Genomic DNA, 16,270 nt, shown 5'->3' on the forward strand with positions numbered 1-16,270 from the left:
GTTTTTTTTTAAACAGGAATCGAAGGTGTGCGAGAAAAGAGAGGTGCAAGTAGTTCGAGGAAACAAGGGGGCGAGTCTCGGAACGTATAACATACGTGAGAAACGAGAAGCCCGCAGATGACGAAGAAATGCGCAGTGCATCTCTTTTCGCAGCCTAGCGCCGATGGTAGTTGGGGGCGCCCCCTGTGAGAGTAGGACGTCGCTAGGCAAATAAAAAACCGATACCTTTCGAGGTATCGGTTTTTTTGTGTTGTATTTTAAGCTTAGTACGAAGGTGTACGAGAAAGAGGAGGAACAAAGAGTTCGAGGAAACAAAGGGAAGAGACTCGGAACGTATAATATACGCGAGACTCGAGATGGGGTATTTAATGGGAAGCTCGGTTGATTCAGCAAGTCTACTTGCTTGTGAGATGAGTTTGAGCGATAAATGCTTTGATTTGAACGATAAATCTCTAGTTTGAGCGATAAAGTATCCAATCTGCACGATAAATCTCCAGTTTGATTGATAAATTTACAACTGTTGATTTTAAGCGAAAAAACTTGTTTCATCCGGCTGTTTAACTTGGGTTATGAGACAATCGACTATCACAAACACCTGAATGGTGACGATTCTGCCGGGCGCAGTAGGGCTTCTTGGCGAGACTCGAAGACCTACGGTTGACGAAGAAATCTGCCGTTCATCGTCTTTCGCAGCATAGCGCCGATGGTAGTTGGAAGCCCCCCTGTGAGAGTAGGACGTCGCTAGGCAAATAAGAAACCGGTCCCTTCCGAGGTATCGGTTTTTTTGTGTTGTTTTTTAATGGTTTGAACAGGAGCGCAGCGAAAATAGAACTAATAGGGGGTTAAGGGTAAATGGAAACCAAATTCTTAAATTAGGATCCATGCCGCTGACTCTTCATGAATCTTTTCTGTTGGTGGAGGGTTTATATTATGGGAAGTAGGATTGAACGGGTGAATTGATTCAACAAGTCAACTTACCAGTGAGATGAGTTTGAACGAGAAATACTTCAATCTGAGCGATAAATTATCAATCGCATATATAAAAAGAGATATTTTGTTTCAGTGGTCAACTTAACTTGGTATATGAGATAACAGTGCAATGGCCGTCGGTGATTGTCCATCTTGTTGTATAATAAAGCTATATGAAAAAGTGTGAGGGATTAGATATGAAGGAACGTCCAATAGTAGAAGCGATGCAACGTTTTTATGAAAATCAAAATAGCTCGTTTCATGTGCCTGGACATAAACATGGGGCATTGTCCGAATTGCCGCGTGCTTTTAAAGATGTAATGAGGTTTGATTACACAGAGCTCAGTGGACTTGATGATTATCATCATCCGGAAGAAGTCATCGCGGAGGCACAAGATTTATTGGCAAAAACCTACGGAGCGCAACATAGTTATTTTCTGGTAAATGGTTCGACCGTGGGAAATTTGGCGATGGTGTATGCAACTTGTGGGGAAGGCGATCGAGTACTAGTGCAAAGGAATGCTCACAAGTCGGTATTCCATGCACTTGAGTTGGTAGGTGCACAACCGGTGTTTTTAACACCTCAATGGGATGAGGCTACCTACACGCCATCACACGTCAGCTTATCTACTGTAGCTGCGGCTATCGACTATTATCCAGATGCAAAAGCAATTATTTTAACTCACCCTACTTATTATGGCGTGACGAATTCTGAAATGATTGAAACCATTCAGTTGGCGCATGAACACGGAATTCCCGTCTTAGTTGACGAAGCGCATGGGGCGCATTTTATTGGAAAAGGCAAATTTCCCATGTCCGCAATTGAAATGGGTGCAGATGTGGTTGTACAGTCCGCTCATAAAACACTGCCGGCATTGACCATGGGTTCATTTCTTCATATCAACTCAAATCGAGTGTCCAATGATAGAGTGAATCGCTATTTGCGTATGCTTCAATCCAGCAGTCCCTCGTATCTATTACTGGCATCCTTGGATGATGCCCGACATTATATCGGAACGTATGCGCATGAAGATCATCAGCAGTTTATCAAGTCACGAAATCAGTTCATGGATGGGTTAAAGACGATTCCTTCTCTTGAAGTTATTGAAGTTGATGATCCACTGAAGTTACTATTACGGGTATCCCATTTGACTGGCTTCAGCTTGCAAAAACAATTGGAGCACCAGGGTATCTATGTAGAATTAGCGGACCCCGAGCAAGTTCTAATTATCTTGCCTTTATTAAAAGCTAGACATCACTTCCCATTTGCAGAAATACGAAGGAAGATAAAATCAGCTGTTGAAAAATGTTCTAAACAACAAAGAGATAAAGTGGAAATTGATTATTCGCATGATATAGAAGCACTATCAACTTTAGCCGTTTCATATAAAGAGTTACAGACGGCAGAAAATGAATGGATTTCATTTACGAAAACTACCGGACGAATCTGTACGGGAATGGTTATTCCGTATCCACCCGGTATTCCTTTGTTTGTTCGTGGGGAGAAAATTACAACTAATAAATTGAAAATGCTTGCAGATTATTTAGCGAGTGGTGCAACGATTCAAGGTGAGCATGATTTGAGCCGAAAACAGTTGCTTGTCTTGAAGGAGGAAAAAGAATGAACAACCAAGGATTTTTTATAACAATTGAGGGACCAGAAGGTGCAGGGAAAACAACTGTGATGGGCGATGTTGTTGCACAATTAGCGAATGAAGGCTACGAGATTGTATCAACACGTGAGCCGGGTGGTATCCGCATATCAGAACATATACGTGAAGTCATATTAAATAACGATTACACGGAGATGGATGGCCGAACAGAAGCACTATTGTATGCCGCGGCGAGAAGACAACACTTGGTGGAAAAAATCACGCCTGCATTAAATGAAAATAAAATCGTTTTATGTGATCGATTTATTGATGCGTCTCTTGCTTACCAAGGTCACGCCCGCGGATTGGGAATTGACGAAGTACTTTCCATCAATGAGTTTGCAATTGGCAAGTTAATGCCCGACCTAACATTATTGTTTGATTTGGAGCCTTCATTGGGTCTAAAAAGGATTGCAAAGCATGATGAAAGGGAAAAGAATAGACTAGACGCTGAAAATTTGGCATTTCATGAAGCAGTAAGAGAAGGTTACCAGGAAGTCATCAAACGATATCCAGAACGAATACATGTGGTGGATGCTTCCAAATCACAGGAAGAAGTAACGGAATACGTACTGAATGTTCTGAAAAATTCTCTTGCTTCACGTATGAAATGAACAAACTTTTCATGTTATAATAGTAGGAAGAACTTCCGGAAAAGGGGTCGAGTTGATGAAGCTTATAGTGGCTGTGGTGCAAGATCAAGATAGTAACCGTTTATCAAACGCACTTACGAAAGGTGACTTTCGTGCAACCAAATTAGCAAGTACTGGTGGTTTTTTACGATCAGGAAATACAACATTTTTAATCGGTACCGATGACGAATTAATTCCGAAAGCACTTGATTTAATCCGTGATAATTGTCGTTCTCGTGAGCAGATGGTTGCTCCGGTATCGCCAATGGGCGGTAATGCTGACTCATACATTCCTTATCCTGTAGAAGTTGAAGTGGGTGGCGCAACAGTATTTGTGCTTCCGATTGAACAGTTCCATCATTTTTAAATTTTAGTACTGCATTTATGAATCAATTTTATTTAGCTATACACGAAAAATCCCGTGTTTTCCGGATGTCCGGAGCACGGGTTTTTTCAAAAAGAAAGGGTGAGCAACTTCATGGATGCAAACCAAAAAGATGTCAGACAGTTACAACCAGTTGTAATGAAACAACTCCAAACGGTTTTTCAGAAAAATCGTGTTGCTCATGCGTATCTTTTTGAAGGAGCAAAAGGAACTGGCAAAGTAGCGGTCATGCGCGCTTTTGTGAAATTATTATTATGTGAACAACCCGTACAAAATGTTTCATGTGAAACGTGCAGAGGGTGCAGAAGATTTGAATCTGGCAACCATCCTAACTTTATTCAAATTGAGCCGGATGGACAAGATATCAAAAAAGATCAAATGCTCCAGTTGATATATGAGATGAATAAAACAGGCCTTGAAGCTGGTCGTAAAATATACGTGCTCCACAGGGCAGATCGCTTAAACGCATCTGCTGCGAATACATTGCTCAAATTTTTAGAAGAACCTGAAGGTCTGATTACAGCGATTTTGTTAACGGAAAAACCACATGCGATTTTACCGACAATTCGATCGCGTAGTCAAATTATTTCTTTCCCTGCTATTCCTTATGAAGAACGGGTGAAAGTACTGATAGATCAAGGCTTGACTGCGTCTATGGCAGCAACTGTTTCCATGTTGACGAATGATTTGGAAGAATCTTCACAATTGGCAAAAGATGAGCAGTTTGCACAGGTTCGAAAAACAGTGTTAAAATTAGTAGAGGCAGTCGAATCTAATGTACATGAAGCGATGTTGACCGTACATGAAGATTGGTTACCTTTGTTAAAAGAAAAAGAAGAAACAGAACAGGCATTGGATTTGCTTTTATTCGCATACCGCGATTTAGTATCAGTCAAGGCCAAAAGTGATTCAGCTTACGCGTATCCGGATTTTTTGCCCTTTTATCAACGACGTGCCCTTCATACTACGTATGAGCACTTGTCCAATAAAATAGAGGCTATATTAAAAGCGAAGCAACAACTGCATCGCAATATGAATCGGACGCTGTTAATGGAACAGTTAATGCTGAATCTTCAGGAGGGGTTTTCGTTTGTATAACGTGGTAGGTGTCCGCTTTAAGAAAGCGGGTAAAATATATTATTTTGATCCAGCTGATTTTCCTTTGGAAAAAGATCAGTATGTTATAGTTGAGACAGCAAGAGGGGTAGAATACGGGAAGGTCGTCGTTCCTGTAAAGCAAGTTGAAGAACACGATGTGGTTTTGCCACTTAAGCAAGTTGTACGTCCGGCTGATGAGCGTGATCGCCATCAAGTGGAAGAGAACCAACTTGAATCGCAACAGGCATTTGAGCTTGGAACAGAGAAGATTGTTGAACACACACTGGATATGAAGCTGGTCGATGTAGAGTATACATTTGATCGAAATAAAATCATTTTTTATTTCACGGCTGAAGGTCGAGTAGACTTCCGTGATTTGGTGAAAGATTTAGCTTCTGTTTTCAGAACTCGAATCGAGTTACGTCAAATCGGGGTTCGAGACGAAGCAAAAATGCTTGGTGGAATCGGACCATGTGGTCGTATGTTGTGCTGTTCTACATTTTTAGGTGATTTTGAACCTGTTTCAATCAAAATGGCCAAAGATCAAAACCTTTCTCTAAACCCATCAAAAATTTCGGGTTTATGTGGTCGATTGATGTGCTGTTTGAAATACGAAAATGATGAGTATGAAACAGCAAAAGAGTTAATGCCCGATATGGGTGCGCGAATTTCCACACCTGATGGCAAAGGAAAAGTCGTCGGAATTAATTTGCTGGAACGCGTGATGCAAGTTGAATTAGCTGAGCAACAACGTGTGCTTGACTATACATTAGAAGAAATTCAACAATATGCAGAAAACCAAGTGTAATGGACTGAACAACGAGGTGATGTACGTGAAAGATCGTAATTTTTTGGATACGGTCATGGAGTTTGAACAGCAACTGGAATCTTTGCAAGGGCAGTTCCATGCACTTAAAGAGTTCGTGGCATTGATGATGGAAGAACATCAGTCTTTGCAGCAAGAAAACTTCCTTCTTCGAACGCGACTGGATGAAATTCATGCAGCGGAAGAAGAAGTCCTGAAGCAGAACGAACTAAATGCAAAAAAATTAAGCCGGCTTGATATTGGAGAAGGTTACGATAACTTGGCACGATTATATCAAGAAGGATTCCATGTGTGTCATGTGCACTTTGGAAGCTCACGTAAAGGTGAAGATTGTTTGTTTTGCCTTTCTTTTTTAAATAAACAAAACGGGTGATGAAAGACTGATTCCACTTATTCAAGTGGATGTCGGTCTTTTGTTATGTCGGAGGGTTAACCAATGGAAATCGACTTACAAGATGATGAAAGACTAGACTATTTGCTTGCAGAAGAACTACGGATTATTCAGAGTCCGTCCGTTTTTTCATTTTCACTCGATGCGGTCCTGCTTGCAAAATTTACGTATGTGCCGATTAAACAAGGGTCTATCGTCGATCTGTGTTCAGGAAACGGCGTCATTCCTTTATTTTTAAGTGCACGAACGAAAGCCAAGATAACAGGTGTAGAATTACAGGCACGATTGGCTGATATGGCCAAGAGAAGCGTTAGTTATAATCAATTGAATGAACAAATAACTATTGTTGAAGGGGATGTAAAAACGATTCCAAAAGAGTTAGGAATTGAAAAGTATGATGTGGTGACGTGCAATCCTCCGTATTTTCCTGCCCATGAAGCAAGTAATAAAAACTTGAAAGAGCATTTAGCGATAGCCCGTCATGAACTTTATTTAACGTTAGACGAAGCGGTTCAATCTGCAAGTCAGCTGTTAAAACAAGGTGGGAAAGCGGCATTTGTTCATCGACCTGGCAGATTGTTGGACATTGTGACGGCGATGAGAGCCAATCGACTGGAGCCGAAACGCATTCGCTTTGTTTATCCGAAAGAAGGCAAAGAAGCGAATACCTTGTTAATAGAAGGAATCAAAGATGGAAAACCTGATTTAAAAATTCTTCCCCCTTTATATGTGTACGATGAAAAAGGCGAATATACAGAAGAAGTGCGTGAGATGCTTTATGGAAAAAACTAATGAGCATATTTTTTATGTATTGGAATGTGCTGACGATTCCTATTATGCCGGCTATACCAATGATTTAACAAAACGTGTAAATGTTCATAATAGCGGAAAAGGCGCCAAGTATACCCGAGCAAGACGACCGGTCTCTTGTATTTATCAGGAAGCATTCGAAACGAAACAACTGGCGATGAAAGCGGAGTATGCATTTAAACAGTTAAAGAAAAGTGACAAAATAGATTATATGGCAAATGGAATGAGAGGTGAACGGTAATGCACGCACAAAAGAGTTTTTCAGGACAATCTTCTACTGGTATTTTATATTTGGTGGCGACACCTATTGGAAACTTGGAGGATATGACCGTTCGTGCGATTCGAATGATGAAAGAAGCGGATTATATTGCTGCCGAAGATACACGTAATACGAAAAAACTGTGTAACTACTTTGAAATTGATACACCGCTTATCAGCTACCATGAACATAACTTGGAATATGGTGGGGACAAGCTTTTAGAGCTTCTGCGAAAAGGAAAGAATATTGCACTTGTCAGTGATGCCGGCTTACCGTGCATTTCAGATCCGGGAGCAGATATTGTGGCAAAGGCAGTAGCGGAGAATTTATCCGTGGTGCCAATTCCTGGTGCGAATGCTGCATTGAGTGCGTTAATATCATCTGGACTTTCCACTTTGTCATTTACTTTTTATGGCTTCCTTCCGAGGCAAAAGAAAGATCGGAAAGCTGCGCTTGAAGACCTTCAATATCACAAAGAAACGATGCTTTTTTATGAAGCTCCACATCGATTAAAGGAAACACTAAGAGATGCTCAACAAATACTGGGATCTTCGCGAAAAGTGGTCTTGGCTCGAGAAGTTACGAAGAAGTTCGAAGAGTTTGTAAGAGGAACTTTAGAAGAGGCAGTGGCTTGGGTAGAGAGTGAAGACGTGCGTGGCGAATTTGTATTGGTTATCGATGGTTCTAAAGAAGAAAATCCTGAAAAAATGGAAAAATGGTGGTTGAATTTATCCATAACTGAGCATGTTAACCATGTAATGGATAAACAAATGCTTTCTTCAAAAGAAGCCATTAAAGTCGTGGCCAAGGAAAGAGATTTACCAAAGCGGGATGTTTATCAGCAGTATCATATTGAAGCATAAAAAATCCGGAGTGACGTATTGTCGCTCCGGATTTTGAAATTATTTAGTAAGATTAGATTGAATTTCTTTTACCAATAAGTCTGCGCCTTCTGGGCTCAAGATCAGTTTTCCGCCTACTAAACGTAGGTTGTCATCTGATACTTCACCAGTAACAGCACATGTCATGTTTGGTAAATATTTTTTCAAGATGATTTTATCGTCATCCACGTAAATTTCCAATGCGTCTTTTTCAGCAATGCCTAATGTACGGCGAAGCTCTATTGGAATAACTACGCGTCCTAATTCATCAACTTTACGAACGATGCCTGTAGATTTCATGAAAAGTACTCCTCCCGAATTATAAAAGTAATTCGTCAAATTTCGACATTTCTTTCTTGTCTGTTATTTATCATACCAACTCCTCCCAAATTCGTCAATAACTATTACTCCCATTTCAAAGTAATAATTGTTAAAAATATGATATTATATAGTTATAATATAATATTTTTGACACGAATTATTTGTTAGTGTCAAGAATATGGCAATAATTGAAAAAAACTGAATTAATAATGAATGCAATTATTATTCGACAATTTCCGTCAATCTTACAGCATTGAAACAATTCAGGTACTCAGATAGAATAGTATTACTACTTTATGGGCACGAAAGGGCGAATTTAAGTGAACAGCAAAAAAAATTCTTTTTATATTACGACTCCAATTTACTACCCAAGTGGTAAATTCCACATTGGAACTGCATATACAACGGTAGCTTCCGATGCGATGGCTCGCTACAAGCGTTTACGTGGGTTTGATGTTCATTTTTTAACAGGCATGGATGAGCATGGTCAAAAGATTCAGGAGAAAGCGCAAGAAGCTGGAAAAGATCCACAATCATATGTCGATGAAATTGCGGAAGCTTCCAAACAGGTTTGGGACTTGATGCACATTTCCAATGACGATTTTATTCGTACGACTGAACAGCGTCATAAAGATGGCGTTGAAAAGATTTTCCAGTTATTCCTTGATAACGGCGATATTTACAAAGGTGAATATGAAGGATGGTATTGCACGCCTTGTGAATCTTTCTTTACTGAATCACAATTGGAAAATGGAAACTGTCCGGATTGTGGACGTCCAGTGAAAAAAGTCAAAGAAGAATCATATTTCTTTAATATGAAAAAATATGCTGACCGCTTGCTGAACTATTATGAAAATAATGTGGAATTTATTGAACCTGAGTCCAGAAAAAACGAAATGATCAATAACTTCATCAAACCAGGATTAGAAAATTTATCTGTGTCCCGAACTTCATTTGATTGGGGAATTCGAGTGCCTGGAGATGCAAAACATGTCATTTATGTATGGGTAGATGCTTTATCAAACTACATTACAGCTCTCGGGTATAAGTCGGATGATGAATCATTATTTAATAAGTTCTGGCCTGCTGATGTACATGTGGTCGGTAAGGACATTGTGAGATTCCATACAATTTACTGGCCGATTTTCTTGATGGCTTTGGATTTACCGTTACCTAAAAAAGTATTTGCACATGGCTTTATCATGATGAAAGACGGGAAAATGTCGAAGTCAAAAGGCAATGTTGTCACACCGGAACTTTTAGTGAACCGTTATGGACTAGATGCTACTCGTTATTTCTTATTACGTGAGTTACCATTCGGTGCTGATGGTGTCTTTTCACCGGAATCTTTTGTGGAACGTACGAACTATGACTTGGCAAACGACTTAGGAAACTTACTGAATCGTACTGTTTCCATGATGAATAAATATTTTGATGGTGTGATTCCAACAGAAGGAAATGAACCAACAGAATTTGATGCTACTTTACAAGAGCATGCAAAAGAAGTGAAAGAAAAATATGAAGCAAGTATGGAGAAAATGCAGTTCAGTATCGTGTTAAGCGATTTATGGTCTCTTGTTTCTCGTACGAATAAATATATTGATGAAACACAACCATGGGTATTGGCTAAAGAAGAATCAGACAAACCAAAACTAGGTTCAGTTATGTGGAATTTGGCAGAAAGTCTTCGTAAAATAGCCGTTTACTTACAACCTTTCATGACAAATGCGCCAAAACAAATTGCTGAGCAACTAGGATTGTCTGCAGATGCATTGACATGGGATTCACTTGAAAACCCATCAAGCATTGCAACTGGCACAAAAGTGATTGAAAAAGGCGTACCGATTTTCCCAAGGTTAGAAGTGGAAACAGAAATTACGTATATTCAAGAACAAATGCGTGGTCCTGTAAAAGCGGAAGAATCTGAAGTGGTAAAAGAAGAAGCGGCAGAAGTGCCAGAAATTACAATTGAGGAATTTTTGAATGTAGATTTACGAGTGGCCACTGTCACAGCTTGTGAAGCAATTCCTAAAGCGGATAAATTATTGAAGCTGCAAGTGGATTTGGGATACGAACAACGTCAGGTTGTATCGGGCATTGCCAAAAGTTACAAGCCTGAAGAATTAGTCGGGCAGAAAGTCATTGTTGTAGCCAACTTAAAACCAGTCAAGCTGCGCGGGGAATTATCGCAAGGAATGATTCTTGCTGGAGAAAAAGACGGTTATTTAACATTGGCAACCGTAGATGAAAAGCTTGAAAATGGTGCGAAAGTAAAATAAAAGAGGATCCCTATAGCCTGTCCAGCATTTGCTGAGCAGGCTTTTTCCTTGTTACTATGAATCGGAACGTGCTATTCTTTGGAAAGTTTAGGTCGTTGGAATCACTGGAAATAAAATGCAATTAATTGTAATTGCCATTTCCAGGTTATTTAGTCCTGATTGTTATGAAGAACACACGGTTCTGTCGTCAATTTGTTACAAGACAGAGATGTAGGAAATACTTATTAATTCTAAAATAGAAACAGTGAGGCGATTAATCATGTACATAGACACACACGTCCATTTAAATGCAGATCAATACGATGAAGATTTACAACAAGTCATTGAACGGGCACTAGAAGCAAAGGTAAATCACATGGTTGTCATTGGTTTTGACCGTAAAACAATTAAGCGAGCGATTTCGCTAGCGGAACAATATGATTTTATTTATGCAGTTGTTGGCTGGCACCCGGTAGATGCTATTGATTGTACAGATGAAGACTTGCAATGGATTGAGGAATTAGCGGCTCATCCAAAAGTTGTGGCGATTGGTGAGACTGGTTTGGATTACCATTGGGATAAGTCTCCGCATGATGTGCAACAAGAGTTGTTCAGAAAGCAAATTCGTTTAGCACAAAAAGTGAATTTGCCGATTGTCATCCACAATCGTGATGCTACGGAAGATGTCATCCGAATTTTACAGGAAGAACAGGCTGAAAAAACCGGAGGAGTAATGCATTGTTATGGTGGCAGTGTTGAAACCGCTAAAATCTGCATTGATTTAAATTTCATGATTTCCCTTGGGGGTCCCGTGACTTTCAAAAATGCGAAGAAGCCGAAAGAAGTAGCTGCCGAAATTCCTTTAGAGTATTTAATGATTGAAACGGATGCTCCTTACTTGGCACCCCATCCACATAGAGGAAAACGCAATGAACCGGCACTCGTAACACTTGTAGCAGAAGAAATCGCTCGTTTGAAAGATGTTTCAATTGATGAAGTGGCAAGAGCCACAACTGAAAATGCCATAAAATTTTACAAACTACCTGTATAAAAACTGGAACCGTCTCCAATACTTGGACAAAGGAGGATGTTTCAACCAGAATAGTTTGACTAATTTAGAATGGTTGACAGGCATTTTTGAAATCTATATAATCACACGAGTGATAAGGAGGCGTTTTTCATGTCAAATAATTCCATGAAAAACCTGTTCACCAAAGCATTGAGGAGTAAACAAATAGGAATAGCAGCAATCGCAGTTATCTTAATTGTTTCAGTCATATCAGCCGTTCTTTTCATAGGAACGAAACAAACTGTCGCTTTGACGGTTAATGGTAAACAACAAGAAGTTAACACCCATGCAGATACAGTTGGAGACTTATTAAATGAACAAAACATACAAGTTTCCGACGCTGATTTAGTGTCACCCTCATTGAACACGAAAATAGAAGAAGGACTTTCTATTAAGTGGGAGCAGGCAAAAAAAATTACGATTACAGTTGATGGGAAAAAACAAACCATCCAAACAGCTGCTAATCAAGTTAGTGAAGTTTTAGCAGAAGCAAAGATTGAAGTTTCTGAGCAAGATAAGTTAACACCTGGGCTTGATGCCAAGGTCGGACCCGATACAAACATTGCGATTGAAAAAGCGTTCCAAGTAACGCTCGTAGATGGTGTCAATGAAATGAAGGTTTGGTCCACTTCGACTACGGTCGCTGACTTTTTAAAACAACAAGAGATTCAAATGAATGAATTTGATCGTGTCGAACAAAGAATGGATGAACTAGTGATTCCAAACGATGTTATACAAGTCGTTCGCGTAGAAAAAGTCACCGATGTAGTGGAAGCAGCAACGAATTTCGCTGTGGAAACACGTAAAGATAAGAACCTGTTAAAAGGTAAAGAAAAAGTAGTACAAGAAGGTAAAAAAGGATCCATTAAACAAACTTATGAAATAATTTCTGAAAACGGGAAACCGGTCGCCCGCATTCTAAAAGGCGAAGAAGTAGTTAGTGATCCAGCCAAGAAAGTCGTGGCTGTTGGAACGAAGATTGTTACGGCAAGCGTTTCACGTGGTGCCTCCAGTTCATCAGAACCTAATGGCAAAGAATTTTATGTCTCTGCTACCGCATATACAGCTTACTGTAATGGCTGTTCTGGAATTACTGCTACAGGTATCGATTTGCGTTCAAACCCTAACTTAAAAGTAATAGCGGTAGATCCAAGTGTTATTCCATTGGGTTCCAAGGTTTGGGTAGAAGGCTATGGTTATGCAGTGGCTGGTGATACTGGTGGAGCGATCAAAGGAATGAAAATTGACTTGTTCATGCCAACAACAGATCAGGCATTTGGATTTGGGCGAAAACAGGTTCGGATTAAAGTATTGGACTAATTTAAATCCAGCTTTCCCATGTATTTTGGGAAAGCTTTTTCTCGTTTAGAGAAGACAGAATGAAATTTGCCTCTTGTCGTTAGTGTCGGACTATCGTGGCCTGCTACGCTTTTCTATGTACATTGAATGCGTGCGCAAGTAAAATAGGCAAAGAAGCAGTTGGAAATGAGGCAGTGAATCGTGTTTATTGAAGAAGTAATAGTGGTGGAAGGAAAAGATGATACAACCGCTATTAAGCGTGCTGTGCGAGCGGATACCATCGAAACGAACGGATCTGCCATTTCACCAGAAACCATTCAGCGTATTCAGCATGCGCAAAATAAAAGAGGAGTCATTGTTTTTACAGATCCTGACTACCCTGGTAGACGTATTCGTGCCATTATTGAAGAACAGGTACAGGGTGTAAAGCATGCGTTTTTACCGAAAGAGAAAACCATTGCAAAAAATGGCAAAGGTCTTGGCATAGAGCATGCAGCGGACGAAGATATACGTCAAGCTCTATTAAATGTATATACACCTAGAAATACGTTGAACGAAATAAAAGAAATTCCACTTCATCAATTGATGGAAGCGCGATTAATTGGGCATCCTAGTGCTAAAGCGCGTCGCGATAGGCTTGGCGAACTTTTGCAGATTGGTTATACGAATGGAAAACAACTACAAAAAAGATTATCAATGTTCCAAATTGAAAGCGAGCAGTTAAAAAAAGCTTTAGCACAATTGGATCAGGAGGGCATACATGAGTAAAGATATTGCAACCCCAAAACGTACACAAGAAATATTAAAAAAATATGGATTTTCCTTTAAAAAGAGTTTAGGTCAAAATTTTTTAATCGATCCGAACGTGCTTCATAATATTGTCAGTCATGCAAAGCTGACAAAAGATTCTGCTGCTATTGAAATCGGTCCTGGAATAGGTGCTTTGACAGAGCATTTAGCGCGTAATGCGGGACAAGTGGTTGCTTTTGAAATCGATCAACGACTATTACCGGTGTTGGAAGATACGCTTTCTCCGTACGATAACGTAGAAATCGTCCATTCGGATATTTTAAAAGCCAACGTGGCAGAAGTGATGCAGGAAAAACTGGCAGGATACAAGGATGTTATGGTCGTAGCAAACTTACCTTATTATGTAACAACACCTATCTTGATAAAATTATTAATGGAAAAACTGCCGATTCGCGGAATGGTTGTCATGATGCAAAAAGAAGTGGCGGATCGCATCACAGCTTCTCCGAGCACGAAAGCATATGGATCATTGTCGATTGCCATTCAGTATTATATGAAGGCTGAAATTGCCATGACTGTTCCGAAAACAGTATTTATCCCACAACCTAATGTCGATTCAGCTGTCATTAAATTAACTAGACACGAGACGGCTCCGGTACATGTTCAGGATGAAGATTTCTTATTCACGGTTTCGCGTTCTTCTTTTGCCCAACGCAGAAAAACCATTTTAAACAATTTGCAGTCACAACTTCCACATGGGAAAGAAAAGAAAGATTTGATTTTAGCTGCACTCGAAGGTGCGAGCATAGATCCAACCCGACGTGGGGAAACATTAACCATTCAAGAGTTCGGGAAATTGGCAGATTTATTGCTTCCAGATTTCAAGGAAACACTGACTTTATAACAAACTCAGCACACTTATTTTAAAAAAATACAGCTGGATTATACGAAACTTATTGACAAGTGCTTTTGTTCATTGTTAAAATAATAAATTTGGTTGACAAATATTTTTTGATATGGTATGCTTGTTACTAAGTGAGGTGTAAGCGAAATGCCAAAAACTTTAGCTGATATTAAGAAGTCTTTAGATTGTCATTTAGGTAAACGTTTGCAATTAAAAGCAAACGGTGGTCGCAAGAAAACGATTGAACGAGCAGGCGTTTTACGTGAAACGTATCATGCAGTGTTCGTAGTGGATCTTGATCAGGACGAGAACGCTTTCGAGCGTGTGTCTTACAGCTACACAGATATTTTAACTGAAGCAGTAGAAATTACAATTGTTGACGGAATGCAAGAACTTGTAGTCGTCAAATAATCTTTCGCACTTATGTACTTATCTTTTATCAAAACACTCTTGGGTTATATTCCATGAGTGTTTTTTTGTTTTCAGTGCATACTACATTTGTCAGTCCTCAAGAGGAGGAAAAACATGCCACGTAATCGTGTAATGTCAGATCGTCTAAAAGAGGAAATTGCGAAAGAACTTGGATTTTACAATGTCGTTGAGCGTGACGGTTGGGGAGGCATAACTTCTCGGAATGCCGGTAATATGGTAAAGCGAGCTGTTGAAATGGCACAGACCGGATTAATGAACGGGCAAAATCGCTACAAGAAGTAAGTCGCAATGATAATTTCTAATGGGACTGACAAAGGCGGAGAAATCCGCCTTTTTTACGGATAAAAAGTCAAGCTGATATCTTTTCGAGGCCTCCTTTCCTAAATCACTAGCTGTGGTAAAATAGGGAACAGCAATGAACAGATGAAGGAGGCATAGCCATGCTTTATGTGAAAGCTCCTGCAAAAATTAATTTAACCCTGGATGTCCTACAAAAACGTCCGGATGGCTATCATGAAGTAGAAATGATTATGACAACGGTTGATTTGGCAGATCGTATTGGATTAGAACCGAGAACTGATGGGCAGATTTGTATAATTTCAGCTGACCGATATGTGCCGGATGATCACAGAAACTTAGCCTATCAAGCAGCTAAGTTATTAAAAGATACATATAAGATACAAGAAGGCGTATCGATTACTTTAGAGAAAAAAATACCTGTTGCTGCTGGTCTGGCAGGAGGAAGCAGTGATGCGGCCGCTACTTTAAAGGGATTGAATGAATTATGGGATTTGAAGTTGACTGCTGATCAATTAGCCGAACACGGGGCTAAAATTGGTTCAGATGTTTCGTTCTGTGTTTATGGAGGAACGGCATTGGCCACTGGTAGAGGGGAGCAGATTCAAGAATTACCTGCCCCGCCAAACTGCTGGATTATATTAGCTAAACCTTCGATAGGTGTATCGACGGCAGATGTCTACGGAAGTCTGAAAGTTAATGAAGTGGTCCATCCCAATACAAAAGAAATGATTCGTGCAATTCGTGAGAAAGATTATGTATTAATGTGTAATACTATGGGAAATGCATTGGAATCAGTTACGTTAAAAATGCATCCCGAGGTCTCCATGATCAAAGAACACATGATGAAATTTGGAGCAGATGCGGTATTAATGAGTGGTAGTGGTCCAACAGTATTTGGCGTAGTTCAACACGAGTCCAGAGTGAATAGAATCTATAATGGTTTAAGAGGCTTTTGTGACGAAGTGTATGCAGTCAGATTGTTAGGAGAGCGAGATGCACTTGCCTAAAACCGTATATTTGTTTAAACTTACGTA

General features: G+C 39.8%; 18 protein-coding genes. 17 read left to right on the forward strand and 1 reads right to left on the reverse strand.

Features of this window, described 5'->3' with window-relative positions:
* Nucleotides 1–1,166 precede the first annotated feature (1,166 nt).
* From AC1DSK_RS15360 to rsmI, 9 genes are all read left to right on the forward strand, one after another.
* Entirely contained in the window at nt 1,167–2,594 is a 1,428-nt protein-coding gene (locus AC1DSK_RS15360; protein ID WP_477548474.1) for an aminotransferase class I/II-fold pyridoxal phosphate-dependent enzyme, read from the forward strand.
* On the forward strand, nt 2,591–3,235 hold the full coding sequence (gene tmk / locus AC1DSK_RS15365) for a dTMP kinase (protein ID WP_477548475.1): 645 nt from the start codon (nt 2,591–2,593) through the stop codon (nt 3,233–3,235). The genes AC1DSK_RS15360 and tmk overlap by 4 nt, the downstream gene beginning before the upstream one ends.
* Before the next feature lie 55 nt (nt 3,236–3,290).
* Nucleotides 3,291–3,620: a cyclic-di-AMP receptor gene (locus AC1DSK_RS15370; RefSeq protein ID WP_016429975.1), complete on the forward strand. Its 330-nt coding sequence runs from the start codon at nt 3,291–3,293 to the stop codon at nt 3,618–3,620.
* 111 nt (nt 3,621–3,731) lie between these two features.
* A complete protein-coding gene (gene holB / locus AC1DSK_RS15375) occupies nt 3,732–4,736 on the forward strand; it encodes a DNA polymerase III subunit delta' (protein ID WP_016429974.1) in 1,005 nt (334 codons plus the stop codon).
* On the forward strand, nt 4,729–5,544 hold the full coding sequence (locus tag AC1DSK_RS15380; protein WP_016429973.1) for a PSP1 domain-containing protein: 816 nt from the start codon (nt 4,729–4,731) through the stop codon (nt 5,542–5,544). The genes holB and AC1DSK_RS15380 overlap by 8 nt, the downstream gene beginning before the upstream one ends.
* A 25-nt stretch (nt 5,545–5,569) precedes the next feature.
* Complete coding sequence (gene yabA, locus AC1DSK_RS15385) at nt 5,570–5,935, forward strand: DNA replication initiation control protein YabA (protein ID WP_016429972.1); 366 nt, start codon at nt 5,570–5,572, stop codon at nt 5,933–5,935.
* 63 nt (nt 5,936–5,998) lie between these two features.
* The gene (locus tag AC1DSK_RS15390; RefSeq protein WP_477548476.1) at nt 5,999–6,745 is read left to right on the forward strand and encodes a tRNA1(Val) (adenine(37)-N6)-methyltransferase; all 747 of its coding nucleotides are present in this window, start codon (nt 5,999–6,001) and stop codon (nt 6,743–6,745) included.
* The gene (locus AC1DSK_RS15395; protein ID WP_477548477.1) at nt 6,732–7,004 is read left to right on the forward strand and encodes a GIY-YIG nuclease family protein; all 273 of its coding nucleotides are present in this window, start codon (nt 6,732–6,734) and stop codon (nt 7,002–7,004) included. Before AC1DSK_RS15390 ends, AC1DSK_RS15395 begins: the two co-directional genes overlap by 14 nt.
* Complete coding sequence (gene rsmI, locus AC1DSK_RS15400) at nt 7,004–7,885, forward strand: 16S rRNA (cytidine(1402)-2'-O)-methyltransferase (RefSeq protein ID WP_477548478.1); 882 nt, start codon at nt 7,004–7,006, stop codon at nt 7,883–7,885. Before AC1DSK_RS15395 ends, rsmI begins: the two co-directional genes overlap by 1 nt.
* Before the next feature lie 39 nt (nt 7,886–7,924).
* On the opposite strand, the gene AC1DSK_RS15405 is transcribed toward rsmI, so the two are convergent.
* Entirely contained in the window at nt 7,925–8,203 is a 279-nt protein-coding gene (locus AC1DSK_RS15405; RefSeq protein ID WP_016429968.1) for an AbrB/MazE/SpoVT family DNA-binding domain-containing protein, read from the reverse strand.
* A 341-nt stretch (nt 8,204–8,544) separates the two neighbouring features.
* On the opposite strand from AC1DSK_RS15405, the gene metG reads away from it, so the two are divergent.
* From metG to ispE, 8 genes are all read left to right on the forward strand, one after another.
* On the forward strand, nt 8,545–10,503 hold the full coding sequence (gene metG / locus AC1DSK_RS15410) for a methionine--tRNA ligase (protein ID WP_477548479.1): 1,959 nt from the start codon (nt 8,545–8,547) through the stop codon (nt 10,501–10,503).
* Nucleotides 10,504–10,762: 259 nt separating this feature from the next.
* On the forward strand, nt 10,763–11,533 hold the full coding sequence (locus tag AC1DSK_RS15415) for a TatD family hydrolase (protein ID WP_477532333.1): 771 nt from the start codon (nt 10,763–10,765) through the stop codon (nt 11,531–11,533).
* A 129-nt stretch (nt 11,534–11,662) separates the two neighbouring features.
* Nucleotides 11,663–12,871, forward strand: coding sequence for a ubiquitin-like domain-containing protein (locus AC1DSK_RS15420; protein WP_477548480.1), 1,209 nt, complete (start codon nt 11,663–11,665; stop codon nt 12,869–12,871).
* 180 nt (nt 12,872–13,051) lie between these two features.
* Entirely contained in the window at nt 13,052–13,618 is a 567-nt protein-coding gene (gene rnmV / locus AC1DSK_RS15425) for a ribonuclease M5 (protein ID WP_477548481.1), read from the forward strand.
* Entirely contained in the window at nt 13,611–14,504 is an 894-nt protein-coding gene (gene rsmA / locus AC1DSK_RS15430; RefSeq protein WP_477548482.1) for a 16S rRNA (adenine(1518)-N(6)/adenine(1519)-N(6))-dimethyltransferase RsmA, read from the forward strand. Before rnmV ends, rsmA begins: the two co-directional genes overlap by 8 nt.
* Before the next feature lie 147 nt (nt 14,505–14,651).
* Complete coding sequence (gene veg, locus AC1DSK_RS15435) at nt 14,652–14,915, forward strand: biofilm formation stimulator Veg (RefSeq protein WP_016429962.1); 264 nt, start codon at nt 14,652–14,654, stop codon at nt 14,913–14,915.
* A gap of 114 nt (nt 14,916–15,029) precedes the next feature.
* Nucleotides 15,030–15,218: a small, acid-soluble spore protein, alpha/beta type gene (locus AC1DSK_RS15440; protein ID WP_016429961.1), complete on the forward strand. Its 189-nt coding sequence runs from the start codon at nt 15,030–15,032 to the stop codon at nt 15,216–15,218.
* 158 nt (nt 15,219–15,376) lie between these two features.
* Nucleotides 15,377–16,243: a 4-(cytidine 5'-diphospho)-2-C-methyl-D-erythritol kinase gene (ispE, locus tag AC1DSK_RS15445; protein ID WP_477548483.1), complete on the forward strand. Its 867-nt coding sequence runs from the start codon at nt 15,377–15,379 to the stop codon at nt 16,241–16,243.
* Nucleotides 16,244–16,270: the final 27 nt, after the last annotated feature.

The organism is Paenisporosarcina sp. P4_B8 (genome assembly GCF_056402175.1).